This is a genomic window from Spirillospora sp. CA-142024 (assembly GCF_050942325.1).
Lineage (GTDB): Bacteria > Actinomycetota > Actinomycetes > Streptosporangiales > Streptosporangiaceae > Spirillospora.
The window spans coordinates 4,978,285-5,003,284 of sequence record NZ_CP192077.1 but is presented as its reverse complement, the minus strand read 5'-3'; the positions used below and the strand labels follow the sequence as shown (position 1 = coordinate 5,003,284).

At 72.4% G+C, this 25,000-nt stretch carries 23 protein-coding genes; 14 read left to right on the top strand and 9 right to left on the bottom strand.

Annotation, left to right across the window (positions count from 1 at the left end):
- Window positions 1–121 precede the first annotated feature (121 nt).
- The 3 genes from ACQPZP_RS24120 to tkt all read right to left on the bottom strand — a co-directional run bounded on the left by ACQPZP_RS24120 (window position 122) and on the right by tkt (window position 5,105).
- Window positions 122–1,777: a glucose-6-phosphate isomerase gene (locus ACQPZP_RS24120; RefSeq protein ID WP_433471988.1), complete on the bottom strand. Its 1,656-nt coding sequence runs from the start codon at window positions 1,775–1,777 to the stop codon at window positions 122–124.
- Entirely contained in the window at window positions 1,774–2,889 is a 1,116-nt protein-coding gene (gene tal / locus ACQPZP_RS24115) for a transaldolase (protein ID WP_433471987.1), read from the bottom strand. The genes ACQPZP_RS24120 and tal overlap by 4 nt, the downstream gene beginning before the upstream one ends.
- Window positions 2,890–2,978: 89 nt before the next feature.
- A complete protein-coding gene (tkt, locus tag ACQPZP_RS24110) occupies window positions 2,979–5,105 on the bottom strand; it encodes a transketolase (protein ID WP_433471986.1) in 2,127 nt (708 codons plus the stop codon).
- Between the two features lie 538 nt (window positions 5,106–5,643).
- Between tkt and ACQPZP_RS24105 the strand changes: the two genes are divergently transcribed.
- The 3 genes from ACQPZP_RS24105 (at window position 5,644) to ACQPZP_RS24095 (ending at window position 8,983) form a co-directional block, all read left to right on the top strand.
- On the top strand, window positions 5,644–6,633 hold the full coding sequence (locus ACQPZP_RS24105) for a heme o synthase (RefSeq protein ID WP_433471985.1): 990 nt from the start codon (window positions 5,644–5,646) through the stop codon (window positions 6,631–6,633).
- Between the two features lie 82 nt (window positions 6,634–6,715).
- On the top strand, window positions 6,716–7,939 hold the full coding sequence (locus tag ACQPZP_RS24100; RefSeq protein WP_433471984.1) for a PrsW family intramembrane metalloprotease: 1,224 nt from the start codon (window positions 6,716–6,718) through the stop codon (window positions 7,937–7,939).
- 48 nt (window positions 7,940–7,987) lie between these two features.
- Window positions 7,988–8,983 carry a COX15/CtaA family protein gene (locus tag ACQPZP_RS24095; protein WP_433471983.1) on the top strand — a complete coding sequence of 332 codons (996 nt, stop codon included), beginning with the start codon at window positions 7,988–7,990 and terminating at the stop codon, window positions 8,981–8,983.
- A gap of 8 nt (window positions 8,984–8,991) precedes the next feature.
- Here ACQPZP_RS24095 and polX read toward each other — a convergent pair whose 3' ends face one another.
- From polX to ACQPZP_RS24070, 5 genes are all read right to left on the bottom strand, one after another.
- Window positions 8,992–10,710, bottom strand: a complete 1,719-nt coding sequence (gene polX, locus ACQPZP_RS24090; protein WP_433471982.1) for a DNA polymerase/3'-5' exonuclease PolX — start codon at window positions 10,708–10,710, stop codon at window positions 8,992–8,994.
- A 38-nt stretch (window positions 10,711–10,748) separates the two neighbouring features.
- Entirely contained in the window at window positions 10,749–11,558 is an 810-nt protein-coding gene (gene prcB, locus ACQPZP_RS24085; protein WP_433479671.1) for a proteasome subunit beta, read from the bottom strand.
- Window positions 11,559–11,709: 151 nt separating this feature from the next.
- Window positions 11,710–12,657, bottom strand: a complete 948-nt coding sequence (locus ACQPZP_RS24080) for an EamA family transporter (protein WP_433471981.1) — start codon at window positions 12,655–12,657, stop codon at window positions 11,710–11,712.
- 3 nt (window positions 12,658–12,660) lie between these two features.
- Window positions 12,661–13,377, bottom strand: a complete 717-nt coding sequence (locus ACQPZP_RS24075; RefSeq protein ID WP_433479670.1) for an ABC transporter permease — start codon at window positions 13,375–13,377, stop codon at window positions 12,661–12,663.
- A 50-nt stretch (window positions 13,378–13,427) separates the two neighbouring features.
- Complete coding sequence (locus tag ACQPZP_RS24070; RefSeq protein WP_433471980.1) at window positions 13,428–14,366, bottom strand: ABC transporter ATP-binding protein; 939 nt, start codon at window positions 14,364–14,366, stop codon at window positions 13,428–13,430.
- Between the two features lie 214 nt (window positions 14,367–14,580).
- Here ACQPZP_RS24070 and arcC point away from each other — a divergent pair, with 214 nt between their 5' ends.
- The 9 genes from arcC (at window position 14,581) to ACQPZP_RS24025 (ending at window position 22,348) form a co-directional block, all read left to right on the top strand.
- Window positions 14,581–15,516, top strand: a complete 936-nt coding sequence (arcC, locus tag ACQPZP_RS24065) for a carbamate kinase (protein ID WP_433461529.1) — start codon at window positions 14,581–14,583, stop codon at window positions 15,514–15,516.
- 232 nt (window positions 15,517–15,748) lie between these two features.
- Window positions 15,749–16,519, top strand: coding sequence for a helix-turn-helix transcriptional regulator (locus ACQPZP_RS24060; RefSeq protein WP_433479669.1), 771 nt, complete (start codon window positions 15,749–15,751; stop codon window positions 16,517–16,519).
- Entirely contained in the window at window positions 16,516–17,928 is a 1,413-nt protein-coding gene (sufB, locus tag ACQPZP_RS24055; RefSeq protein ID WP_433471979.1) for a Fe-S cluster assembly protein SufB, read from the top strand. The genes ACQPZP_RS24060 and sufB overlap by 4 nt, the downstream gene beginning before the upstream one ends.
- On the top strand, window positions 17,928–19,064 hold the full coding sequence (gene sufD / locus ACQPZP_RS24050; protein WP_433471978.1) for a Fe-S cluster assembly protein SufD: 1,137 nt from the start codon (window positions 17,928–17,930) through the stop codon (window positions 19,062–19,064). Before sufB ends, sufD begins: the two co-directional genes overlap by 1 nt.
- Window positions 19,061–19,423 carry a non-heme iron oxygenase ferredoxin subunit gene (locus ACQPZP_RS24045; RefSeq protein ID WP_433471977.1) on the top strand — a complete coding sequence of 121 codons (363 nt, stop codon included), beginning with the start codon at window positions 19,061–19,063 and terminating at the stop codon, window positions 19,421–19,423. The genes sufD and ACQPZP_RS24045 overlap by 4 nt, the downstream gene beginning before the upstream one ends.
- 26 nt (window positions 19,424–19,449) lie before the next feature.
- The gene (gene sufC, locus ACQPZP_RS24040) at window positions 19,450–20,214 is read left to right on the top strand and encodes a Fe-S cluster assembly ATPase SufC (RefSeq protein WP_433461525.1); all 765 of its coding nucleotides are present in this window, start codon (window positions 19,450–19,452) and stop codon (window positions 20,212–20,214) included.
- A complete protein-coding gene (locus ACQPZP_RS24035; protein ID WP_433471976.1) occupies window positions 20,211–21,473 on the top strand; it encodes a cysteine desulfurase in 1,263 nt (420 codons plus the stop codon). Before sufC ends, ACQPZP_RS24035 begins: the two co-directional genes overlap by 4 nt.
- A gap of 42 nt (window positions 21,474–21,515) precedes the next feature.
- The gene (sufU, locus tag ACQPZP_RS24030) at window positions 21,516–21,974 is read left to right on the top strand and encodes a Fe-S cluster assembly sulfur transfer protein SufU (RefSeq protein ID WP_433461523.1); all 459 of its coding nucleotides are present in this window, start codon (window positions 21,516–21,518) and stop codon (window positions 21,972–21,974) included.
- The gene (locus ACQPZP_RS24025; RefSeq protein WP_433471975.1) at window positions 21,971–22,348 is read left to right on the top strand and encodes a metal-sulfur cluster assembly factor; all 378 of its coding nucleotides are present in this window, start codon (window positions 21,971–21,973) and stop codon (window positions 22,346–22,348) included. Before sufU ends, ACQPZP_RS24025 begins: the two co-directional genes overlap by 4 nt.
- A gap of 62 nt (window positions 22,349–22,410) precedes the next feature.
- On the opposite strand, the gene ACQPZP_RS24020 is transcribed toward ACQPZP_RS24025, so the two are convergent.
- The gene (locus tag ACQPZP_RS24020) at window positions 22,411–22,983 is read right to left on the bottom strand and encodes a hypothetical protein (RefSeq protein WP_433471974.1); all 573 of its coding nucleotides are present in this window, start codon (window positions 22,981–22,983) and stop codon (window positions 22,411–22,413) included.
- A 156-nt stretch (window positions 22,984–23,139) separates the two neighbouring features.
- Between ACQPZP_RS24020 and ACQPZP_RS24015 the strand changes: the two genes are divergently transcribed.
- On the top strand, window positions 23,140–24,315 hold the full coding sequence (locus ACQPZP_RS24015) for a sensor histidine kinase (RefSeq protein WP_433471973.1): 1,176 nt from the start codon (window positions 23,140–23,142) through the stop codon (window positions 24,313–24,315).
- Entirely contained in the window at window positions 24,312–24,989 is a 678-nt protein-coding gene (locus ACQPZP_RS24010; RefSeq protein ID WP_433471972.1) for a response regulator, read from the top strand. Before ACQPZP_RS24015 ends, ACQPZP_RS24010 begins: the two co-directional genes overlap by 4 nt.
- The last annotated feature ends 11 nt before the right edge of the window (window positions 24,990–25,000 follow it).

The following is a 25,000-nucleotide window of genomic DNA, read 5'->3' as shown; positions in this document are numbered from 1 at the left end:
TCGTTTCAGGAGAGAAAGGGCATTCGCGACCATCTCCATCGATCTTCTTGGTCGCGTCCCGGATCCGGCCGGTCGCCCTGCGTCGGGATCGGGCGGCCCGGCCGGTCCGGGCACGTGCCGCTCAGCCGAGCGCCGCGGTGAGCTGCGCGAGGCCCTCCGCGCGGTCGCGCAGATGGAGCCGGAAGGCGGGACGGCCGAGCGAACGCAGCACCCGCAGGTCGCCGAACGCCTGGGCGAGCTGCAGTTCGCCCAGGCTGTAGGGCCGTCCGGGCACCGCGACGTCGCCGGCCGCGGCACCGGTGATCTGCAGGAACGCGCCCCTCGCCGGTCCGCCCTTGTGGTACTGGCCGGCCGTGTGCAGGTAGCGCGGCCCCCAGCCGAACGTCACCGGAGCCGGATGCCGGCGGACCTTGGCGCCCCGCGCAGCCAGCAGCGGACGCAGCCCGGCCGCCGAAGCGTCCGCGGACCGGTCCAGGTAGGCGAGAACGGCCAGGTAGCCGCCGTCCTCGACGCCCTCCAGGATCGTCCCCAGCGCCTCGGTCAGCGTCTGCGCCCCGCCCAGCGCGTCCTCCGGGGCGTGCAGCTCGACCGCGCCCTCGACGAGTTCGGGCGGCCGCCGCACGACCGTCGGCGCCGTGCCCTCCTCCGACCGCAGCAGCGCCGCCGTGCTCTCCCGCGACTGGCCGGTGTCCGGCTCGGCGAACGGGTCGACTCCGATCACCCGGCACGCCACCGCGACCGCGTACTCCCACAGCAGGAACTGCGCGCCGAGCGGCCCGGCGACGCTCACCCCGGCCTCGCGCCCGGGACCGGGCTCGTCCGGGCGGCGGCCGAGGATGATCCGCCGCAGGTCGTCGGCCAGCTCGAAGCCGGGGGAGTCGACGCCCTCCACCACGACCGGCAGCATGCCCTTGCCGTCCTTGCCCATCGCCCCGGCGACCAGCTGCTCCGCCCATGCGGCGAAGCCGGCCAGGCCGGAGCCGAGGTCGGCGATCACCAGCTTGTCGCGGGGCCCGAGCGCCGACGAGCCCAGCGCCGCGCCGAACGCCAGCGCCGGGTTGTCGTAGGGCTGGCGCAGCGCCGCCGCGAGCCGGGACGCCTCCTCCAGCAGGACGTCGATGTCCACGCCCGCGAGCGCGGCCGGCACCAGCGCCCGCGCGCCGAGCGCACCGAACCGGTCGTCGACGTCGGGTTCGGCCAGGACGAGATGATGGCCGACCTCGCGGGCCGCCTGGGCGAGCTGGGAGTCTTCCTCAGCGACGACGACGAACCGGCGCGCCAGTTCCGCGCCGCTCAGCCCCGCCTCGGAGAACGCCCGCCCGAAGACGCGGCGCAGCGACTCCCCCTCGACGCCGTCGTCCGCCACGACCACGAGAGTCCGGTCCAGGTCCCCGGCCAGGACGCCGGACACCTCGTGCGGATCGGTCGTGTCGAGGACGACGAGGTCGCACCCGGCCGTCCGGCACATGGCCTCGGCGGCCAGCGCCGTCCCCCCGGAGGCGACGAGCACGATCCGGTCGAGGCCGGCGTCGCGGGCGTCGGCCGCGGGCCCGGCCAGCCGGTCCCGCAGATACCGCGAGGTCTCCGGCAGGCCGAGCCAGCCGAGCCGATGGGCGGCGAGCGGGGCCGCGTCGGGCCCCCACAGCTTGGCGTTCCGGGACGCGAGCGCGCCCGGCACGCCGTCGGAGACGAGACGGTCCAGGACCGTCTCGCTCTCGTCGACGACGACGCCGCGGATGGTGACCGAGATCCCCCCGGCGGTCACCACCGAGGTCACGCGCCGGCCCTCTTCGCCTCCAGCTCGCCGGTGATGGAGTCGAGCATCTCCTTCCAGGAGACCGCGAACTTCTCCACGCCCTCGTCTTCCAGCACCTTGACGACGTCGTCGTAGTCGACGCCCGCCTCCTTCAGCGCCGCCATGTGCGCGCGGGCGTCGTCGTAGGCGCCCCGCACCGTGTCGCCGCGGACCTCGCCGTGGTCGGCGACCGCGTCGAGCGTCGCCTCCGGCATCGTGTTGACGATCCCCGGCGCGACCAGCTCGACGACGTACAGGGTGTCGGGGAGGTCCGGGTCCTTCACACCGGTCGAGGCCCACAGCGGCCGCTGGGGACGGGCCCCGGCGTCCTTCAGCGCCTTCCACCGGTCCGTGCCGAACTTCTCCTCGTACAGCGCGTACGCGAGCCGGGCGTTGGCGAGGCCCGCCTTGGAGCGCAGCGCCTTCGCCTCGTCCGTGCCGATCTTGTCGAGCCGCTTGTCGATCTCGGTGTCCACCCGGCTGACGAAGAAGGACGCGACCGACGCGATCTTCGACACGTCGTGGCCGTTCGCCCGCGCCTGCTCCAGGCCGGCGAAGAACGCGTCGATGACCGCGCCGTAGCGCTCCAGCGAGAAGATCAGCGTCACGTTCACGCTGATGCCCTCCGCGAGCGCCGCCGTGATCGCCGGCAGGCCCTCCTTCGTCGCGGGGATCTTGATGAACAGGTTGGGCCGGTCCACCAGCCACCACAGCGCCCGCGCCTCCGCGATCGTCCTGCGGGTGTCGAGGGCGAGCCGCGGGTCGACCTCGATCGACACGCGGCCGTCCAGACCCTCCGTCCGGTCGTACACCGGGCGCAGTACGTCGCAGCCCCAGCGGATGTCGTAGGTGGTGATGGCGCGGGACGCCTCCTCGACGTCCACGCCGCGCACCGCCAGGTCGCGGACCTGGTCGTCGTAGGCGTTCCCCTTGCTCAGCGCCTTGGCGAAGATCGTCGGGTTGGACGTGACGCCGACGACGTGCCGGTCCTTGACGAGCTGCTCCAGGTTGCCGGTCCGCAGCCGCTCCCTGCTGATGTCGTCCAGCCAGATCGAAACGCCCTCGTCCGAGAGCTTCTTCAGAATGCCGCTCATCGCTTTCTCCTCGTCTTCACCGTTGCACCGGGGGCCGGGGCCGGCGGAGCTCCGGGCGCGCGGGCTCCGCCGGCCGCACGGGCTCGTTGTCAGTTGCCGGTCGTCTCGCCGCGTCCGGCGTGCTTCACGCTCGCCTTGATCAGGCTGGCCTTCGCCGCCGCCACCACCCGCTCGGACGTGATGCCGAACTGCAGGAACAGCGTCTTGTAGTCGGCGGAGGCGCCGAAGTGCTCCAGGCTGACCGACTCGCCGGCGTCGCCGACGTAGGCGCGCCAGCCGAGCGCGATCCCGGCCTCCACCGACACGCGGGCGCGCACCCCCGGCGGGAGGACCTCCTGCCGGTAGGCGTCGGTCTGCTGCTCGAACCACTCCACGCAGGGCATCGACACGACACGGGCCGGGGTGCCCTCGGACTGCAGCGTCTCCCGGGCCTCCAGCGCCAGCTGCACCTCGCTGCCCGTCGCGATGATGATCACGTCGGGCTGCCCGCCCTCGGCGTCCGCCAGCACGTATCCGCCCTTGGCGACGCCCTCCGCGGACGCGAGGTCGCCGCCGCGGTCCAGCGTGGGCAGCTTCTGCCGGGTCAGCGCGAGGCCCGCCGGGCGGTCGGTGTTCCGCAGGACGGTCCGCCACGCGACCGCCGTCTCGTTGGCGTCCGCCGGGCGGACGACGTCCAGGCCCGGGATCGCCCGCAGCGCCCACAGGTGCTCGACGGGCTGGTGCGTCGGGCCGTCCTCGCCGAGGCCGATCGAGTCGTGCGTCCACACGAAGGTGACCGGCAGCTTCATCAGCGCCGCCAGCCGGACCGCCGGGCGCATGTAGTCGCTGAAGATCAGGAACGTGCCGCCGTACGGGCGGGTGCCGCCGTGCAGCGCGATGCCGTTGCAGATCGAGGCCATCGCGTGCTCGCGGACGCCGAAGTGCAGCGTCCGGCCGTAGCGGTGGCCGGGGAACTCCTTGGTCTGGAACTCCTCCGGGATGAAGGACGGCTCGCCCTTCATCGTCGTGTTGTTGCTCTCCGCGAGGTCGGCCGAGCCGCCCCACAGCTCCGGCAGCACCGGCGCCAGCGCCGCCAGCACCTCACCGGACGCCGCGCGGGTCGCGATGTCCTTGCCGGGCTCGAACTCGGGCAGCGCGCCGTCCCAGCCGGCCGGGAGCGTGCGGGACGAGATCCGGTCGAACTCGGCGGCCCGCTCGGGGTTCGCCGCGCGCCACGCCTCGAACGTCTTCTTCCACCCGGAGTGGTCGGCGCGGCCCCGCTCGCAGACCTGCCGGGCGTGGGCCAGCACGTCCTCGGGGACGTGGAAGCTCTCGGCCGGGTCCATGCCGAGGATCCGCTTGGTCGCGGCGACCTCGTCGGCGCCGAGCGCCGATCCGTGGATCTTGCCGGTGTTCTTCTTGTTCGGCGCCGGCCAGCCGATGATGGTCCGCAGCGCGATGAAGGACGGCCGGGACGTCTCCGCCTTCGCCGCCTCGAACGCGGCCCCGAGCGCGGCGACGTTCTCCTCGTAGTCGCCGTTCTCGGTCCAGTCGACGTGGTGGACGTCCCAGCCGTACGCCGCGTAGCGGGCCCGCACGTCCTCCGACAGCGCGATCGCGGTGTCGTCCTCGATCGAGATGTGGTTGTCGTCGTAGAGCAGGACCAGGTTGCCGAGCCGCTGGTGGGCGGCCAGCGCGCTCGCCTCGTGGCTGATGCCCTCCTCGATGTCGCCGTCGGACGCGAACGCCCAGACGGTGTGGTCGAAGGGGGACTCGCCCTGCGGCGCGTCGGGGTCGAAGAGGCCGCGCTCGCGGCGCGCCGCCATCGCCATGCCCACCGCGTTCGCGATGCCCTGCCCGAGCGGCCCGGTGGTCGTCTCCACGCCCGCCGTATGCCCGTGCTCCGGGTGGCCGGGGGTCAGGCTGCCCCACTTGCGCAGCGCCTTCAGGTCTTCGAGCGTCATCGGGTAGCCCGACAGGTACAACTGGATGTACAGGGTCAGGCTGGAGTGTCCGCAGGACAGCACGAACCTGTCCCGTCCGGCCCAGTGCGGGTCCGTCGGGTCGTGCCGCAGGAACCGCTGGAAGAGAAGGTAGGCGGCGGGCGCGAGGCTCATCGCCGTCCCGGGGTGACCGGAGCCGGCCTCCTCGACCGCGTCCATGGCGAGGGCGCGGATCACGTCCACCGCGCGCCGGTCCTGGTCGGACCATTCAAACGTGCTGTTGTCCCTGCTCACGGAACGCCAGGCTCCTCTCGAACCGGTGTGAGAACCACTCTGTGATGTTGTGCGCCGGAGGCCCTGCAGGCGATAACGTCCGGCGGCGTGGCGTCTCTTCCCCCGTGGCCCTGCGGCCGCCCGTCCGCGGCCCGCGAAGATCATGCCGCGCTCATCGCGAGCCTATCGCGCGGGGGGCCGCCGCAGGCGGGAGCGGGGCGCCGGACGCCGCGCTCCGGGGTCCCGGGCGCGTCGCCGCTTCAAGCACCCTTGCCCGAAGGCCCGGCGGGCTAACCCCCTCGCAGGGGTGATCCGGCGGGTGATCCGGGCGGGCCCCCGACACGGTGCGGGACGGGGGCCGCACGCCCTGCACGGCGCGTCCGGCGACCCGGTGCGCGACCTCCGGAGGGGGCGGACTACAGTGATTGCGCGGCTGACGGCAGCGGCCGCGGGCAAGACGACCGAAGCCGAAGTCGAACCACGCCGAGGCCCGCCAGGATCGCGCGGCACCGCCGAGGTGGTACCGATTTCTCATCCCTAGTCAGACGTGGACCCGATTGTGACGGTGCTCAGTAACAAGCGCGGGATCGAGCTCGACGAGCAGGTGCCGGATGTACCGGTGACCCCGCTCGTGCCGGTGCCCGCGGAGCGGGCCGCCCGCTGGACGCTCGGCGCCAGTGTGCGCGCCTACGTGGCGCTGACCAAGCCGCGCGTGATCGAGCTGCTCTTGATCACCACCATCCCGGTGATGTTCCTCGCGGCCGACGGTGTCCCGCCGCTGTCCACCGTGCTGCTGACGCTGGCGTTCGGCACCATGTCCGCCGGCGCCGCCAACGCGATCAACTGTTACATCGACCGCGACATCGACGCCAAGATGCGCCGCACCCGGCGCCGCCCGCTGGCCCGCCACCAGGTCACCCCGGCCCGCGCCCTGATCTTCGGGGTGACGCTCGCGGCGCTGTCCACGGCCGGGTTCCTGCTCACGGTCAACCCCGTCGCCGCGGCCGGCTCGCTCTTCGCGATCCTGTTCTACGTCTTCGTGTACTCGCTGCTGCTCAAGCGGCGCACCTCGCAGAACGTCGTGTGGGGCGGCATCGCCGGGTGCATGCCCGTCCTCATCGGCTGGTCCGCCATCACGGGGGACGTCGCCTGGACTCCGTTCGTCCTGTTCGGCGTCGTCTTCCTCTGGACGCCGCCGCACACGTGGACGCTCGCGATGCGCTACCGGGAGGACTACGCCGTCGCCAAGGTCCCGATGCTGCCGGTCGTCGCCTCCGAGCGTCGCGTCGTCACCGAGAGCCTCGTCTACACCTACGCGACCGTCGCCTGCTCCCTGCTGCTGTGGCCCGTCGCCGGGATGGGCCCGGTGTACGGGGCCGTCGCCATGGTGCTGGGCCTGGTCTTCCTCGCCGAGGGGCACCGGCTGCTGAAGGCGGTGCGCGCCGGGGTGACCGGCGTCCACCTCCGGCCGATGCGGTTCTTCCACCTGTCCAACGTCTACCTGGCGCTGCTGTTCACCGCCGTCGCGGTCGACCCGCTCCTGCACTGATCCCGGCGGGGCGTGCGGGCGGCGGCCTTCCGCGGCGACCGCGCTTTAGCGATCGGCACGACCTGCCGTTACGCTTCGCGCTATGGCGCGAATGGACCCCAAAGCGGTGCTCGAAGGCCGCATTCCCGGCAGGCCCCCGGTCGGCCTGATCCTCGGCATGACGGTGTCCGGGCTGTGCGCCGTGGTCGCGCTCGGCGCGGACGCCGTGCTCGGCGGGGCCGGCTTCTGGGTGGGGCTGGTCCTCGCCATCCTGCCGATCCCGGTGCTGATCGCCCTCGCTCTCACCCTCGACCGGCTGGAGCCCGAGCCGCCGCGCGCCCTCGCGTTCTCGTTCATGTGGGGCGCGGGCGTCGCCGTGCTCGGCGCCCTCGTGCTCAACACGGCCGGGCTGCTGTACGTGACCGTGCCGATCTTCGGTGAGACGGAGGGCCACTTCGTCAGCGCCACCTTCGGCGCGCCCCTCATCGAGGAGACGCTGAAGGGCGCGGTCCTGTTCGGCCTGCTCTGGTTCCGCCGCAACGAGATCGACGGCTTCGCCGACGGCATCATCTACGCCGCCATGGTCGGCCTCGGCTTCGCCATGATGGAGAACGTCACCTACTACATGCGGGCGTTCGAGGACGGCGGCGCCCAGCAGCTCCAGGCGGTCTTCATCCTGCGCGGCCTGATCGCGCCGCTCAGCCACCCGCTGTTCACCTCGATGACCGGGCTCGGCGTCGCCTACGCCGCCACCCACCGGCGCGGCCAGATCATCGCGCCGCTCGCCGGGCTGCTCGGCGCCATGATCCTGCACGGGCTGTGGAACGGCGCCGCGTCGTTCGGGCTCGGCGGCCTCGGCGTCGTCTACCTGCTGGACTTCTGCGTCCTGGTCACACTGATCGTCATCGTGTTCGTCGAGCGCCGGCACACCGTCCGCCGCATCGAGACGTACCTGCCGATGTACGCCGGGACGGGGCTCGTGACGCCGCAGGACGTGCGAATGCTGCGCTCCATCCCGTCCCGCCGGGCCGCCCGCCGCTGGGCCCGCAGGGTCGGCGGCGCGCCCGCCGGCCGCGCCATGGGCGACTACCAGCTCGCCGCGACCGAGCTTGCGCTGCTGCACAAGCGCGCCGACCGGGGCGTCGCCGACCAGCGCTGGTTCGCCGCCCGCCGCGACGCGCTGCTCGGCCTGATGTCGATGGCCCGGCAGGCGTTCCTGCGCACCCCGCCGCGTCCCGGTGCGTACGGGCCGGCCGGCCCGCCGTGGGCGGGGCAGGGCCCGTCCGGATTCCTGCCGCCGCAGCCGCCCGGCCCGTACGGGGGGTAACCGGGGGCCGGGTCACGGCCACCGGGGCCCGCCCATACGATTGATGCCGTGGCAGAGCGACAGTCGTCCAACCTCCTCGTCCGGACCTGGAACGCCGTATGGCGTCCGACCCCCGGATCGCTGCGGCTGCTCGCGCTCCTCGGCGTCATCGGCAACGTGGTGATCGTCGTCAGCGGCGGTGCCGTGCGCGTCACCGAGTCCGGTCTCGGCTGCCCCGAATGGCCGCGCTGCTCCGGCGACAGCCTGGTGCCCACCCACAACCCCGAGCACCACGTGCTCAACATGTCGATCGAGTTCGGCAACCGGCTGATCACCTTCGTGGTGCTCGGCATCGGCGTCCTCGTGTTCGTCGCGGCGCTGCGGCTGCGCCCGCGCCGCCGCAGCCTGGTCCGGTGGGCGCTGGCCCAGCCGATGAGCGTGTTCGCGCAGGCGGTCATCGGCGGCATCGTCGTGCTGACCAAGCTGCACCCGGCCGCCGTCTCGCTGCATTTCCTGGTCTCGCCCGCGCTGCTCGTGTTCTGCGTGGCCCTGTGGATCCGGGCGGGCGAGGGCGACGACGCGCCCCGGTACCTCGCCGGGCCCTGGACGCGCCGGCTCGCGGCCGCCCTCCTGGTCTCCTGCGCCGCCGTCCTCGTCGCGGGCACCGTCGTCACCGGAACGGGTCCGCACGCGGGCGACACCGAGTCCCGCCGCTACGGCTTCGACATCACCGACGTCGCCCGCGTCCACGGCGAGCTGGCATGGCTCACGATCGCGCTGACGTTGATCGCCATCGTCGTCCTGCACCGCACGGGCGCCCCCGCCGCCGCGCGCCGCCGCGCCCACGAGCTGGCCGGCCTCATCGTCGTCCAGGGCGCCATCGGCTACGCCCAGTACTTCCTGGGCGTCCCCGCCGGGCTGGTGCTCCTGCACATGCTCGGCGCGGTGCTCATGTGGATCGCGGCGTTCCGCCTCTTCTTCGCGCTCCGCGACCGCGGCCCCGTTCCCGCCGTGGAACCGGCCCCGGCCGCCCCGCGGGCGGCCGAGGCGCCGCAGCCCGCCTGACCCGCGCCTCAGCCCTTGCGGAGGAACGCGCGCAGGCGGTCCAGCGGCCAGGTGTTGATGACGTCGTCGGGGGTCAGCCAGCCTCGCTGGGCCGTTCCGACGCCGTAGCGGATGTTGCGGTGGTGCCCCACGGAGTGGGCGTCGGTGTCGATGGAGAACTTCACGCCGAGGCGCTTCGCCCGCCGGATCAGGTCGGCGGGCAGGTCCAGGCGGTCGGGGAAGGAGTCGATCTCCATCGCGGTGCCGGTGCGGGCGGCCGCGCGGAACACCTCGTCCCAGTCGGCGTCCACCGGCGGACGGCGGCCGATGCTGCGGGCGGTGGGGTGGCCGATCACATGGACGTGCGGGTTCTCGCACGCGCGGACGAGCCGCCGGGTCATGTCCTCCTCGTCCTGCGTGAAGTGGGAGTGGACGGAGGCCACGCAGATGTCGAAGCCGGAGAGGAAACCGGCGTCCCAGTCGACCTCGCCGTCCGGGTCGATGTTGAGTTCGGTGCCGTGGAGGAGCCTGAGGCCGGGATACCGCTTCTGCAGTTCGGCGACCTGGTCGCGCTGGGCGAGCATCTTCTCGTCGGTCATCCGCTGCATGAACAGGTTCGGCGCGTGGTCGGTGATCGCGTAGTACTCCAGCCCGCGCGCCTGCGCGGCGGCGACCATGTCCTCCAGCGACGCGACGCCGTCGGTCAGGTCGGTGTGGCTGTGCAGATCGCCGCGCAGGTCGTCGACGGTGACGAGGCGGGGAAGCTCGTCCTTGAGGGCCGCCTCGATCTCGCCGCTGTCCTCCCGGAGGGCCGGGTGCACCCAGGGGAGGCCGAGCCGCTCGTACACCTCCTCCTCGGTCTCCGACACGATCAGCTCGTTCGACTCGGCGTCGAACAGCCCGTACTCGGAGAGCTTGAGGCCCGCCTTCACGGCGATCTCGCGGGTGCGGATGTTGTGCGCCTGCGAGCCGGTGAAGTACTGCAGCGCCGCGCCCCACGACTCGGGCGGGACGACCCGCAGGTCGACCTGCAGGCCCTTGGAGGTGCGGATCGAGGTCTTCTTGTCGCCGCCCGCGATGACCTCGGCGACGAACGGGAGCGCGGTGAACGCCTCCATGATCGGGTGGGGGTCGCGGGACGCGGCGAGGACGTCCACGTCGCCGATCGTCTCGCGCATGCGCCGCAGCGAGCCGGCGTGCGCGCAGCGCTCCACCTGCGGCAGCGCGGAGAGGGCCGCGATGATCTCGTCGGCGACGTTCGCGGCGGCGTCGACCAGGACGCGCTCCCCGGAGCTCCGCATCAGCTCGATGCCGCGGAGGATGTTCTCCTCGGTCTTGGCGCCGAAGCCCTTGAGGCCGCGCAGCCGCCCCTCCTTGATCGCCGTGCCCAGCTCGTCCACCGACGAGATACCGAGCTCCTCGTAGACGGCCAGGGCCTTCTTCGGGCCGAGGGTCGGGATGGCGGTGAGGGCGCGCACCCCGGCGGGGATCTGCGTGCGCAGCTCCTCGACCTGCCTGATCGTGCCGGTGGCGGTGTAGTCGAGGACCTTCTTGGCGATCGCCTCGCCCACCGTCGGGATCTTGCGGAGCCCGGCCAGGTCGAGGCCGGCGATGTCGTCGGGGTATCCCGCGATCGCCCGCGCCGCCTTCTCGTACGCCCTGATCTTGAAGGCGTCGCCGCCGGTGATGGACAGCAGGTCCGCCAGTTCCTGGATGAGGGCCGCAGCCTCGTCGTTCGCCCGTGCCATGAGGCGAGTCTAGAAGCCGGGTACGACGTTCCCGAAGATCAGCGGAGCGGCGCGACGGGCCCGCCGGGGTTGTCCATGCGGGCCCGCACGACCTCGTCGGCGATCGCCGACACCTGCTCCTCGGGCAGCCGCCGGTAGCCGTCGTCGGTGACGACCGCGACCGTCGGGTAGATCCGCCGCGTCGGGTCGGGGCCGCCGGTGGCCGTGTCGTCGTCGGCCGCGTCGTAGAGGGCCTGGACGCAGACCGTGGCGGCGTCCTCCAGGGACAGGTCGCGGCGGTAGAGCTTCTTCAGCGCGCCCATCGCGTAGGGGGAGCCGGAGCCGTCCGCGTGGAAGTCGCGGGCCTCCTGCGGGGCGCCGGTGATGTCGTAGGTGTAGATGCGTCCCTCGCCCGAGCCGGGCTCGTACCCGGTGAACAGCGGGACGACCGCGAGCCCCTGCAGCGCCTGCGCGAGGTTGGCCTGGATCACGGCGCCGAGACGGCGGGCCTTGCCCGGCAGCGACAGCGGGACGGTCTCCATCTTCTCGTAGTGCTCCAGCTCGACCTGGAACAGCCGGACCATCTCCAGCGCCAGCCCGACCGTCCCGGCGAACGCGACGGCGGAGTACTCGTCGGCGCGCTGGACCTTGTCCAGTTCCCGGTAGGCGATGCGGTTGCCCTGGGTGGCGCGGCGGTCGCCGGCCATCATCACCCCGCCCGGGAACGTCAGCGCCAGGACGGTCGTGCCGTGCGGCAGCTCGGGCGCGTCGCCCTCGGGCACCCGGTTGACGGGCAGCAGCTCGGGGGAGTGCAGGCGCAGGAAGTCGACGAACGACGCCGACCCCGCCTCGAAGAACTCGGGCGGCATCCCCTGGTCCTCGCTCCGGCCGATCACGGCGGCTCCCTTCCGCATGCTGGACGACCCGTACATCGTGATCCTTCCACGCTGCCACACGAGGCCGCCACTCATGCGATCGATGGTGGGGGGACGACCCCCCACACCCCCCGGTTCGTTCCACTCATGCTTCGGGAGCCTCCGGCGGTTCCTTCTGGCTTCTGGTGGCGCCCGCGCAGGCGACGATGACGCAGCCGATCGCGACCCACTGGCGCCCGGTGAGGATCTCGCCGAGGACCACCACGCCGACCAGCGCGGCCACGGCGGGCTCCAGGCTCATCAGGATCCCGAAGACCCGGGCGGGCACCCGCCGCAGCGCCTCCAGCTCCAGCGAGTACGGGATCACCGACGACAGCAGCCCGACGCCGAGCCCGATCAGCAGCAGCGACGGGTCGAGCAGGGCGCCGCCGCCCGCGGCGGCACCGGCCGCGATGCCGCCGGGCAGCATGACCAGCGTTCCGATGATGCTGGCGAGGGCCAGCCCGGTCGTGCCGGGGAACCTCTGGCCCGTGGCGGCGGTGAGCAGGATGTAGGACGCCCATCCGACCGCGGCGAGCAGCGCGAACACGATGCCGAGCAGGTCCACGTCGCCGCCGCCCCGGGCGAGCATGACCACGCCCGAGCCCGCGAGCACGACCCACACGGCGTCGCGCGGACGGCGGGAGCCCACGATGGCGACCGACAGCGGGCCGAGGAACTCGATCGTCACCGCCACGCCCAGCGGAATCCGGGACAGTGACTGGTAGAACGCGTAGTTCATCCCGGCGAGGGAGACCCCGTAGCCGGCGACGACGGCCAGGTTCCTCCAGGAGTGGTCGCGCAGGACGGTCCGCAACGCCTTGCGGGCCAGGAAGCCCAGCACGAGCGCCGAGGCCAGCAGTCGGATCGACACGACGGAGGTCGGCGGCAGACGCTCGAACAGGTGCTTGGCCAGGCCCGCGCCGACCTGCACGGACAGGATGCCGAGCAGGATCAGGGCGGGCGGCGGCACCGAGCCCAGGGACAGCGCGCGGACGCGTGCCGGCGCGCGGCCCACGTCACCGAACGAACCGGGCGCCTCAGCGAGTGCCACGTGTCACTCCCATCTGAAGAAACGGGCGGCGAGCGCGAGGCCGGCGAGGGCCCACACCGCGAGCACGAGCAGGGGCTTGCCGGGGAGCGCGGCTCCGTGCTGGAGCACGTCCCGCAGGCCCTCGGCCAGCGCGGAGATCGGCAGCAGTTCCAGGACGTCCCGCACCGGGCCGGGGAACTTGTCCAGCGGGAAGACGACCCCGCCGACGGCGAGGAGCAGGATGTAGACGAGATTGGCGGCGGCGAGGGTCGCCTCGGCGCGCAGCGTCCCGGCCATGAGCAGCCCGAACCCGCTGAACGCGGCGGTGCCGAGCAGCAGCAGGACGATCACCGAGCCGGGGTCGCCGTGCGGATGCCAGCCGAGCGCCAGCGCCACCGCGCAGATCACCGCGGCCTGCACCGCCTCGACCGCGACCACGCTCAGCGTCTTGGCGGCGATGAGCCCGCCGCGCGGCAGCGGGGTGGCGCCGAGCCGCTTGAGCACGCCGTAGCGCCGCTCGAAGCCGGTGCCGATCGCCTGGCCGGTGAACGCGGTGGACATCACCGCGAGCGCCAGGATCCCGGGCGTGAGGAAGTCGACCCGGCGGCCCGCGCCGAGGTCGAGCAGGGACGTGGCGCCGAACAGGGTGAGCAGCACCACCGGGATGATCAGCGTGAGCAGCAGCTGCTCGCCGTTGCGCAGCACGGCGCGGAACTCGTAGCCGGCCTGGGAGAGGATCATCCGGTGCAGCGGCACGGCCGCCGGCGCGGGGGACAGGTCCAAGGTCGCGGTCACGAGCGCAGCTCCCGTCCGGTCAGTTCCAGGAAGACGTCCTCCAGGGTGCGGCGCTCGATCCGCAGGTCCTCGGTCATGACGCCGTGCGAGGCGCACCAGGCGGTGACCGTGGCCAGCAGTTCGGGCCGGACGTCGGCCTCGATCAGGTAGTGCCCGGCGGGCGACTCCTTGGCGGCGCTCCCGACGGGCAGCGCCGACAGCAGCTCCTCCAGGCCGAGGCCGGGACGGGCGCGGAACCGCAGCTGCCGCTCGGCGCCGGTCAGCTCCTCCGGGGCGCCCTCGGCCACGACCTTGCCGCGGTCGACGATCACGACGTGGTCGGAGAGGCGCTCGGCCTCCTCCATGTTGTGCGTGGTGAGGACGACCGAGACCCCGGCGGCGCGGAGCTCCCCGATCAGCTCCCAGGTGGCGTGCCTGGCCTGCGGGTCGAGCCCGGTCGTGGGCTCGTCGAGGAAGACGAGCTCGGGCCGTCCGACCACGGCGACGGCCAGCGACAGCCGCTGCTGCTGCCCGCCCGACATCCGCCGGAACGGGGTGCGGGCGTGCTCGGTGAGGCCGAGCCGCTCCAGCAGGACGGACGTGTCGAGCGGTGTGGCGTGGAACGAGGCGACCAGCCGGAGGAACTCGCCGGCCCGGGCCGTGCCCGGCACGCCGCCGGACTGCGGCATCACGCCGACCCTCGGCCTCAGCGCGCGCCCGTCCGCGGCCGGATCCAGGCCGAGGACGCGGACGGTGCCGGAATCGGCCCGCCGGAACCCCTCGCAGATCTCGATCGTGGTGGTCTTGCCGGCGCCGTTCGGGCCGAGCAGCGCGGTGACGGCGCCCCGGGCGGCGCTGAGCGACAGGCCGTCCACGGCCCGTCTTTCACGGCCGGCCGCGCCATAGCGCTTGACGAGCGACCGCAGCTCGACCGCGCCGTCTCCGGGGGGTGTCATGGTGACGAGTTTAGGTCCGGGCGGGGACGGCTCCGCGCCCGGTCCCGGCGGCGGGCCCGGTGAAGGTGCGGCAAAGCCTTCCGGTAAAGGCCCATCCAGTTTCGCCGGCGCGGCGAGGGGGAATTCGCGAGCTGGGGGTGCTCGCGGCGCCCGCGCTGCATGAACTGCCCGCTCGTCCGGGACGCCTGGAAGCAGGCGGGTGAAGGGGGAACTGATGCGCGTGGTCGTCGCGCTCGGGGGGAACGCGCTGGTCAAGCGGGGAGAGACGCCCGACGCCGCACTCCAGCGCCGCAACGTGGACCGCGCCGTGCGGTCGCTGGCGCCGCTCGCCGAGCGGCACGAGCTGATCATCACGCACGGGAACGGCCCGCAGGTCGGGGTGCTGTCGCTGGAGAGCGTGAACGACCCGAACCTCACCCGCCCGTACCCGCTCGACACCATCGGCGCCGAGACCCAGGGAATGATCGGCTACTGGATGCTGCAGGCGCTGCAGAACGCGCTGCCGGGCCGCCAGGTCATGGCGATGATCAACCAGACGCTGGTGTCGGCGGTGGACCCGGCGTTCGAGAACCCCACCAAGTTCGTCGGCCAGGTCTACGACCGGGAGGAGGCGGAGAAGCTCGCCGCCGAGTACGGCTGGACCGTCCGCGAGGACGGGGACCGCTGGCGCCGCGTCGTGCCGTCCCCGCGCCCGCAGCGGGTGATCGAGACCCGGCTGATCAGGGAGCTGGTCCGGCTCGGCACGGTGGTGGTCTGCGCGGGCGGCGGCGGCATCCCGGTGTTCCGCAACGACGTCGGGCGGCTGGAGGGCGCCGAGGCGGTGATCGACAAGGATCTCACCGCGTCCGTCCTCGCCGAGAGCATGGACGCGGACGCGCTGCTGATCCTCACCGACGTGCCCCGCGTGATGCGGAACTTCGGCACGCCCGAGCAGGAGGAGATCACCCACACCACGCCGCACGAGCTGCGGGCCGAGGACTTCCCGGCCGGTTCGATGGGCCCGAAGGCCGAGGCGGCGGCGAGCTTCGTCGAGCGGACGGGGGACATGGCCGCGATCGGGCTGCTCGACCAGTGCGAGCGGATCCTCGAAGGCACCGCCGGCACGATCGTCACCCCGAACGCCACCTGGCCGCTGGCGAGCACCCTCTGACCCCCGGGCCGTCGATATGCTGCCGGGTGAGGGGCTGACCTGCCCGGTCGGGCGATGGCGGGCCGCCGCACGCGCCGCGGGTGAATCCGCAGGTTAGGTAAGGCTTACCTGCGTGAGCTACGACATCGGGATTCCGGTGTTTCGAGGGAAGTAATTACGGCACACTGATGTTGTGAAAAACGTGAGCGAGGATCAGACGAGCGCCCGGGCCGCCTCCGCGCGGCCTTCCGGCGTGCCGTCCGGGCCTGGCCACACCGAGCGTGACACACGCGCCCGGGTGGCCCGGCTGATCCTCGAACACGGCCCGGTCACGGCGTCCACGCTGGGGGAGCGCGTCGGCCTCACGCCGGCCGCGATCCGCCGCCACCTGGACGCGCTGCTGGCCGAGGGCATGATCGAGGTCCGCAAGGCGCGCGTACCGCAGACCCGGCGCGGCCGGGGCCGGCCCGCCAAGTGGTTCGCCATCACCGACGCCGGGCGCAGCGCCTTCGTGCACGCCTACGACGATCTGGCGACCAGCGCACTGCGGTTCCTCGCCGAGACGGCCGGCGACCACGCGGTCGCCGAGTTCGCCAGGCGGCAGATCGCCGACCTGGAGCGGCGGTACCGGCCCGTGGTGCAGGACGCCCCGCCCCAGCAGCGGGTCCGCACGCTCGCCGAGGCGCTGTCGGGAGACGGCTACGCGGCCGCCGCCGCCAAGGCGCCCCAGCCGGGCGGCGGTGAGCAGCTCTGCCAGCACCACTGCCCGGTCGCGCACGTCGCCGCGGAGTTCCCGCAGCTGTGCGAGGCCGAGACCGAGGCGTTCAGCCGCCTGCTGGGCACCCCCGTCCAGCGGCTGGCCACGATCGCCCACGGCGACGGCATCTGCACCACCCACGTCAGCCCCCGCTCGCTGTGCGGGACGGACGAGAGCGTCACCCCCGGAGGGGACGCGGCGGACGCGGGGGCGTCCGCCGAAAAGCATCTGATCATTGACGAGGAGTCCGGAGGGACGTCCCTATGACTACGGCAGCCCACCCTGAGTTGGAAGGGCTCGACAGGTACAAGTTCGGCTGGGCCGACTCCGACGTGGCAGGCGCCTCGGCGCGGCGCGGGCTGAACGAGGACGTCGTCCGCGACATCTCGGGCAAGAAGAACGAGCCCGAATGGATGCTCGACCTGCGCCTCAAGGGGCTGCGGCTGTTCAGCAAGAAGCCGATGCCCACCTGGGGCTCCGACCTGTCGGCCATCGACTTCGACAACATCAAGTACTTCGTGCGCTCCACCGAGCAGCAGGCCGCGTCCTGGGAGGAGCTTCCCGAGGACATCAAGAACACCTACGACAAGCTCGGCATCCCCGAGGCCGAGAAGCAGCGCCTCATCGCCGGCGTCGCCGCGCAGTACGAGTCGGAGGTCGTCTACCACAAGATCCGTGAGGACCTTGAGGAGAAGGGCGTCATCTTCCTCGACACCGACACCGGCCTGCGCGAGCACCCGGAGATCTTCCAGGAGTACTTCGGCTCGGTGATCCCGGTCGGCGACAACAAGTTCGCCGCGCTCAACACCGCGGTGTGGTCGGGCGGCTCGTTCATCTACGTCCCGCCGGGCGTGCACGTGGAGATCCCGCTCCAGGCCTACTTCCGGATCAACACCGAGAACATGGGCCAGTTCGAGCGGACGCTGATCATCGCCGACGAGGGCTCCTACGTCCACTACGTCGAGGGCTGTACCGCCCCGATCTACAAGTCGGACTCGCTGCACTCCGCCGTCGTGGAGATCGTCGTGAAGAAGGACGCCCGCGTCCGCTACACGACCATCCAGAACTGGTCCAACAACGTCTACAACCTGGTGACCAAGCGCGCCGTCGCCTACGAGGGCGCCACCATGGAGTGGGTCGACGGCAACATCGGCTCCAAGGTCACCATGAAGTACCCGGCCGTCTACCTGCTCGGCGAGCGCGCCAAGGGCGAGACCCTGTCGATCGCCTTCGCGGGCGAGGACCAGCACCAGGACGCCGGCGCCAAGATGGTGCACGCCGCGCCGAACACCTCCAGCAGCATCATCTCCAAGTCGGTGGCGCGCGGCGGCGGCCGCACGTCCTACCGGGGGCTGGTGCAGATCCAGGAGGGCGCCGAGCACAGCAAGTCCACGGTCAAGTGCGACGCGCTGCTCGTCGACCAGATCAGCCGGTCCGACACCTACCCCTACGTCGACGTCCGCGAGGACGACGTGGAGATGGGCCACGAGGCCACCGTGTCCAAGGTGTCGGAGCAGCAGCTGTTCTACCTGATGAGCCGCGGCCTCACCGAGGACGAGGCGATGGCGATGATCGTGCGCGGGTTCGTCGAGCCCATCGCGCGCGAGCTGCCGATGGAGTACGCCCTGGAGCTGAACCGGCTCATCGAGCTGCAGATGGAAGGAGCCGTCGGCTGATGGGGCTGGAGCAGAAGCCTCTTTCGACGCTGCACGAGAAGGCGTCCTACGAGGTCGGCGACTTCGACGTGCCGACGGGCCGCGAGGAGGAGTGGCGGTTCACCCCGCTGCGCCGCCTCCGCGGCCTGCACAACGGCACCGCCGAGGAAGGCGGCAAGGTGCTGCTGGAGGCCGAGGCGGCGCCCGGGGTCACCGTCGAGACCGTCGGCCGCGACGACGACCGGATCGGCAAGGCCTACGTGCCCGCCGACCGGGTCAGCGCCCAGGCATGGAACTCCTTCACCCACGCCACCGTCGTGACCGTCCCGAAGGAGACCGTCGCGCCGTCGCCGACCGTCCTGCGGCTGCGCGGCGAGGACGCCTCGGCCGCCGCCTACGGGCACACCACGATCGTCCTGGAGCCGTTCGCCGAGGCCACCGTCGTGCTCACTCACCGCGGCCCGGCTACCTACGCCGACAACGTCGAGTTCGTCGTCGGCGACGGCGCCCGCCTGTCGGTGATCAGCCTCCAGGACTGGGCGGACGGCAGCGTCCACGTCTCCCACCAGCACGCCCGGCTCGGCCGCGACGCCCGGTTCGTCTCGCACAACGTGTCGCTCGGCGGCGACGTCGTGCGGATCTCGCCGTCCGTCGCCTACGACGGGCCCGGCGGCGACGCCGAGCTGTACGGGGTGTACTTCGCCGACGGCGGCCAGCACCTGGAGCACCGCCTCCTCGTCGACCACGCCGTCCCGCACTGCCGCAGCCGCGTCGACTACCGCGGCGCCCTGCAGGACCAGGACGCGCACGCCGTCTGGATCGGCGACGTGATCATCCGCGCGGAGGCCGAGGGCACCGACACCTACGAGCTGAACCGCAACCTCGTCCTGACCGACGGGACGCGGGTCGACTCCGTCCCGAACCTGGAGATCCTCACCGGCGAGGTCGCCGGCGCGGGCCACGCCTCGGCGTCCGGGCGGCTGGACGACGAGCACCTGTTCTACCTGCAGGCGCGCGGCATCACCTTCGACGAGGCTCGCCGCATGGTGGTGCGGGGCTTCCTCGGCCAGCTGGTGGAGCGCATCGAGGTCGCCGAGGTGCGCGAGAAGGTGCGGGAGGCGATCGAGGCGGAGCTCGACCTGGGGGCGGAGAAGTGACCGCCGCCGCGAAGGACGAAGGGACCGGCGCGTCCACCCGGGACGGATACGTGAAGGTGTGCGCGCTGGACGAGGTCCCGGCCGACGGGGCGCTCGCCGTCGAGGTCGACGACACGCCCGTCGCCATCGCGCGCAGCGGCGACGACGTGTTCGCCCTGAACGACATCTGCTCGCACGCCGAGGTCTCCCTCTCCGAGGGCGAGATCTACGACGGCACCATCGAGTGCTGGCTGCACGGGTCCTGCTTCGACCTGCGCAGCGGCAAGCCCACCAACCCGCCGGCCACGCAGCCGGTCGCCACCTACAAGGTCAAGGTCGAGGGCGGCGACGTCTACGTCTCGCTCGCCGCCGACGACTGACCGCACGACGAAGGACTACACGCACTATGGCCACGCTTGAGATCCGCGACCTCCACGTCTCCGTCGGCGACGGCTCCGACGGGGCGAAGGAGATCCTGCGCGGGGTCGACCTGACCGTGAAGGCCGGCGAGACCCACGCGATCATGGGGCCGAACGGCTCCGGCAAGTCCACTCTCGCCTACGCGATCGCCGGCCACCCGAAGTACGAGGTGACGTCCGGAACCGTCACGCTCGACGGCGAGGACGTCCTGGCCATGTCGGTGGACGAGCGCGCCCGCGCCGGGCTGTTCCTGGCGATGCAGTACCCGGTCGAGGTGCCCGGCGTCTCGGTCTCCAACTTCCTGCGCTCGGCCGTCACCGCGGTCCGCGGCGAGGCCCCGAAGCTCCGCGAGTTCTCCAAGGAGATGAAGTCGGCGATGGACGCCCTGTCCATCGACCCGGCGTTCGCGCAGCGCAGCCTGAACGAGGGCTTCTCCGGCGGCGAGAAGAAGCGGCACGAGATCCTCCAGCTGGAGATGCTGAAGCCGAAGGTCGCCGTGCTGGACGAGACCGACTCCGGCCTCGACGTCGACGCGCTCAAGGTCGTGTCCGAGGGCGTCAACCGGTTCGCGGGCGGCGAGACGGGCGTCCTGCTCATCACCCACTACACGCGCATCCTGCGCTATGTGAAGCCCGACTTCGTGCACGTGTTCGCCGCCGGCCGCGTCGTCGCCGAGGGCGGCCCCGAACTGGCCGACGAGCTGGAGAACGAGGGCTACGAGAAGTACGTGAAGGCGGGCGCATCCCTATGAGGCTGCTGCCCGAGGAGCTGAAGAAGGACTTCCCGCTGCTGCAGCGCACGGTGCGCGGCGGTCGCCCTCTGGTGTACCTCGACTCGGGCGCGACGTCGCAGAAGCCCGTCCGGGTGCTGGACGCCGAGCGGGAGTTCTACGAGCGGCACAACGCGGCGCCGCACCGCGGGGCGCACCTGCTCGCCGAGGAGGCGACGGAGGGCTACGAGAACGCCCGCGCGTCGATCGCCCGGTTCATCGGCGCGACGCCGGGCGAGATCGTGTTCACCAAGAACGCCACCGAGGCCATCAACCTGGTCGCGTACGCGATGAGCAACGCGGCCACCGCCGGGCCCGAGGCCGAGCGGTTCGCCGTCGGCCCCGGCGACGAGGTCGTGGTGTCGGAGATGGAGCACCACGCCAACCTCGTCCCGTGGCAGGAGCTCTGCCGGCGGACCGGGGCGACCCTGCGGTGGTTCGGGATCACCGACGAGGGCCGCCTGGACCTGGAGAACCTCGACGACCTCGTCAACGAGCGCACGAAGATCGTCGCGCTGACCCACCAGTCGAACGTGCTCGGCACCGTTCCGCCGGTCCAGCGGATCGTGGACCGTGCCCACGCCGTCGGGGCGCTCGTCCTGCTGGACGCCGCGCAGTCGGTTCCGCACCAGCCGGTGGACGTCACCGCCCTCGGCGCCGACTTCCTGGCGTTCTCCGGGCACAAGATGCTCGGCCCGACCGGCATCGGCGTCCTGTGGGGGCGCGGCGAGCTGCTGGAGGCCATGCCGCCGTTCATCACCGGCGGTTCCATGATCGAGGTCGTCCGCATGGAGGAGACCACGTTCATGCCGCCGCCGCAGCGGTTCGAGGCCGGCGTCCCGATGACCGCCCAGGCGATCGGGCTCGGCGTCGCCTGCGACTACCTCGCCGAGATCGGCATGGACCGCGTCCACGCCCACGAGGAGGCGCTCGTCGGGTACTCCCTCGAACGGCTCGGCGAGATCCCCGGCGTCCGCGTCATCGGCCCCGGCACCACCGAGGCCCGCGGCGGCGCCGTGTCCTTCACCGTCGAGGACATCCACCCGCACGATGTCGGCCAGGTCCTGGACGAGCTGGGCGTCGAGGTCCGCGTCGGCCACCACTGCGCGTGGCCGATCTGCCGCCGCTTCGGCATCCCGGCCACCACCCGCGCGACGTTCTACCTCTACAACACCCTCGGCGACGTGGACGCGCTCGCCGACGGGGTGCGGCAGGCCCAGAAGTTCTTCGGAACAGCCTGAAGGCACGCCCTGTTGTAGCGAGAAAGGCTTGGAAGGGACGACATGCAGCTCGAGGCGATGTACCAGGAGGTCATCCTGGACCATTACCGCAACCCCCTGCACAAGGGTCTGCGGGAGCCGTTCGAGGGCGAGGCGCACCACGTCAATCCCACCTGCGGTGACGAGGTGACGCTGCGCGTCCACCTGGACGGCGAGGGCCAGGACGCCACGGTCGCCGACGTCTCCTACGACGCCATGGGCTGCTCGATCAGCCAGGCCAGCGCCTCGGTGATGTCCGACCTGGTGATCGGCAAGTCCGTCAAGGAGGCGATGGCGGTCGGCGAGGAGTTCCTGGCGCTGATGCAGTCCCGCGGCCAGGACGTCGAGCCGGACGAGGACGTCCTGGAGGACGCCATCGCCTTCGCCGGGGTCTCCAAGTACCCCGCCCGGATCAAATGCGCCCTGCTCGCCTGGATGGCGTGGAAGGACGCGACCGCCCGCGCACTCGGAGAGGCACCATGACCGACACGCCCGCGACCGACACCCCGGCGACCGGCACCCCGGCGACCGACATCTCGGCGACCGCCATGTCGCCCCAGGAGGAAGAGGTCCTGGAGGCGCTCAAGGACGTCGTCGACCCCGAACTCGGCATCAACGTCGTCGACCTGGGCCTGGTGTACGGGGTCGACCTCGCCGACGAGGTCGCCACCCTCGACATGACGCTCACCAGCGCCGCCTGCCCGCTCACCGACGTGATCGAGGACCAGGCCCACAGTGCGCTGGAGGGCCTCGTCAAGGACGTCAAGATCAACTGGGTCTGGCTCCCGCCGTGGGGCCCCGACAAGATCACCGACGAGGGCCGCGACCAGCTCCGCGCCCTCGGCTTCAACGTCTGACCGCTGACCGGTCCGCACCGCGCCATGAGGCCGCGCCCCGCCCGGGGGCGCGGCCTTACGCGTCACCTCGGGTGCGCGTGCTCGGCGGGGGTGGTGTCCGGCGACTTGGGCTTGGGCGGCCAGAGGGTCGTGCTGATCGGCCAGATGGACCAGATCGCCAGGACCACGCCGAGCCGTCCCAGCCAGGCGGTCAGGGCCTCGGTGCGGTCGGCGTCGCCGACCAGGGCGATCATCGCGAGGAGGAGGACGCAGGCGATGGCCGTGGCGAGGGTCGCCTTGCCGAACTCGCGCCACTCGTAGCGGACGCGGGCCCCACCGTGCTTCGGCTTGCCGGACGGTGGCGGGCCGCCGGCGAACCGGTGTGCGAAGCGCTCGTCCGCCCAGCGGACCATGCTGTGGCCGAAAGCGACCGAGTAGCCGAGGTAGGCGGCGGCCAGGCCGTGGCCGGAGCCGGCGGTCGCGCCGCCGCGCAGGTCGATGACCGTGGCGGCCAGCAGCACCACGTCGAGCAGCGGGACGCACAGCAGGAGCGCCGCGCCGGTGCGGCGGAGGCGCAGCGGGTAGCGGGCGGCGAGACCGGCCGCGAGGACGATCCAGAACCCGATCTCGCATCCGGCGATGACCGCGATGAGCACGTTGACATCCCTTCTCGGCGGCGGAATTCCATCGTGTGCCCCGGCGGAGGGGGAGATCGTCCTCTGGTGTGAGGTTTCGCGGGTCGTCCGAAGGATGTACGCGGACTCCTCATCCCGGTGGACGAGGCACGCCGGAGGGGATGTTGAGATGGATCCGTGCACAGGCTCCGACGTCTCACCACGCGCCAGGACGCGCTCATCGCCGCGGCGTCGCTGGCCGGCGGACTGGCGGTGCTCGCGGCGCACGGCTACACGACGTGGTCGAAGGACTGGGACCCGTCGTTCTGGGTTCGTCTCTTTCCGCTGTTCGGGCTGTGCTCGGCGATGCTCCTGAGGCGGACGGCCCCGATCACCGGGCTGCTGCTGGCGGCGCCGTTCAACTTCGCCGACGTCGCGTTCGGGCCGAGCCTCGCCACCGCGATGATCTACGGGGACGCGCTGTACGCGGCGAGCCTGTACGGGCGGCGCCGCACGGCGGAGTGGCTGCTCGGGGTGACGGTCGGGGGGAGCCTCGCGGTGGCGGCCGGGGCCGGGATCGCGCTGCGCGGCGTCGCCGTCGGCGTGGTGGCCGGGTCGGTCGCCGGGGTGGTGTGGGTGGCGCCGGTGCTGACCGCGATGGCGGTCCGGGAGCACCGGTCCCGGGCGGAGGCGGAGCGGCAGCGCGCCGAGCAGGTCGCGCGGCTCGCGGAGATGGACCGGCGCGCCGCGGTGACCGCCGAGCGCGCCCGGATGGCCCGCGAGCTGCACGACGTGATCGCCAACCATCTGAGCGCGGTGGCGCTGCACTCCTCGGCCGTCCTGAAGGTGCCGGACCTCGACCGGGACGGTGTGAACCGGGCCATGGAGGTCATCCGGGAGAACAGCGTGCAGGGCCTGGCCGAGATGCGCCGCATGATCGGGCTGCTGCGGGAGGGCGACGGCGCGGACCCGGCCGCCCGGCCCCGGCTCGCCGAACTGGGGCGGCTCGTCGAGCACACCGGCCGGCCCGACCTGTCCGCCCGGCTGGAGGTCACCGGGGAGCCGCCCGAACTGCCGGCGGCGGTGGAGCTGGCCGCGTACCGGATCGTCCAGGAGTCGCTGACCAACGCGCTGAAGCACGGCGGGCCTGGCCGCGCCGACGTCCGGGTCGCCTACGCCGGGAAGAACGTGGTGATCGACGTGCTCAGCCCGCTCGGCCGGGACGGCTCCCGGCTGCCCGGCACCGGCAGCGGCCTCGTCGGGATGCGGGAGCGTGCCGTGATGCTCGCCGGCAGGTTCGCCGCGGGACCCGACGGCGGGCGGTGGCGCGTGCACGCCGAACTGCCCGTCGAGCTCGTGAACGGGGCGGCATGATCGAGGTGCTGGTCGCCGACGACCAGGCGGCGGTGCGGGCGGGGCTCGTGCTGATCCTCGGTTCGGCGCCGGACGTGCGGGTGGTCGGCGAGGCGGCCGACGGGGCGCGGGCGGTCGAGCTGGCCCGCGAGCTGCGCCCGGACGTGGTGCTCATGGACGTCCGCATGCCCCGCCTGGACGGCATCGGCGCCACCCGGGAGATCGCGGCGTTCACCGACGTGCTGGTTCTGACGACGTTCGACATGGACGAGTACGTGTTCGGCGCGCTGCGGGCGGGCGCCGCCGGGTTCCTGCTGAAGGACGTCGACGCCGACAAGCTGGTGGAGGCGGTGCGGACGGTCGCGGCGGGCGAGGGGATCATCGCGCCGAAGGTCACCCGGCGGCTCATCGGCGCCTTCGCGTCCCGGCCGGCGGCGCCCGCGGAGAAACCCGGGCTGGACGAGCTGACGCCGCGCGAACGCGAGGTGTTCGCCTGCCTCGGGGAGGGCCTGTCGAACGGCCAGATCGCGGCGCGGCTCGACATGGCGGAGACGACCACCAAGACGCACGTCAGCCGGATCCTCGGCAAGCTCGGGCTCACCGGCCGCGTCCAGGCGGCCATCCTCGCCCAGGAAACGGCCGCACGCGGGCTTTCCCGCCTTGATTCACATAAAGGATCATCCGGGGCGGTCTAGGCGCGCAGCGA

Coding starts and splice junctions, on each gene's coding strand:
- tal (WP_433471987.1), bottom strand. CDS start 2,889: ATGAGCGGCATTCTGAAGAAGCTCTCGGACGAGGGCGTTTCGATCTGG.
- ACQPZP_RS24100 (WP_433471984.1), top strand. CDS start 6,716: ATGGCGCGAATGGACCCCAAAGCGGTGCTCGAAGGCCGCATTCCCGGC.
- polX (WP_433471982.1), bottom strand. CDS start 10,710: ATGGCACGGGCGAACGACGAGGCTGCGGCCCTCATCCAGGAACTGGCG.
- prcB (WP_433479671.1), bottom strand. CDS start 11,558: ATGCCGCCCGAGTTCTTCGAGGCGGGGTCGGCGTCGTTCGTCGACTTC.
- ACQPZP_RS24075 (WP_433479670.1), bottom strand. CDS start 13,377: ATGATCCTCTCCCAGGCCGGCTACGAGTTCCGCGCCGTGCTGCGCAAC.
- ACQPZP_RS24070 (WP_433471980.1), bottom strand. CDS start 14,366: ATGACACCCCCCGGAGACGGCGCGGTCGAGCTGCGGTCGCTCGTCAAG.
- arcC (WP_433461529.1), top strand. CDS start 14,581: ATGCGCGTGGTCGTCGCGCTCGGGGGGAACGCGCTGGTCAAGCGGGGA.
- sufB (WP_433471979.1), top strand. CDS start 16,516: ATGACTACGGCAGCCCACCCTGAGTTGGAAGGGCTCGACAGGTACAAG.
- sufD (WP_433471978.1), top strand. CDS start 17,928: ATGGGGCTGGAGCAGAAGCCTCTTTCGACGCTGCACGAGAAGGCGTCC.
- sufC (WP_433461525.1), top strand. CDS start 19,450: ATGGCCACGCTTGAGATCCGCGACCTCCACGTCTCCGTCGGCGACGGC.
- ACQPZP_RS24035 (WP_433471976.1), top strand. CDS start 20,211: ATGAGGCTGCTGCCCGAGGAGCTGAAGAAGGACTTCCCGCTGCTGCAG.
- sufU (WP_433461523.1), top strand. CDS start 21,516: ATGCAGCTCGAGGCGATGTACCAGGAGGTCATCCTGGACCATTACCGC.
- ACQPZP_RS24025 (WP_433471975.1), top strand. CDS start 21,971: ATGACCGACACGCCCGCGACCGACACCCCGGCGACCGGCACCCCGGCG.
- ACQPZP_RS24010 (WP_433471972.1), top strand. CDS start 24,312: ATGATCGAGGTGCTGGTCGCCGACGACCAGGCGGCGGTGCGGGCGGGG.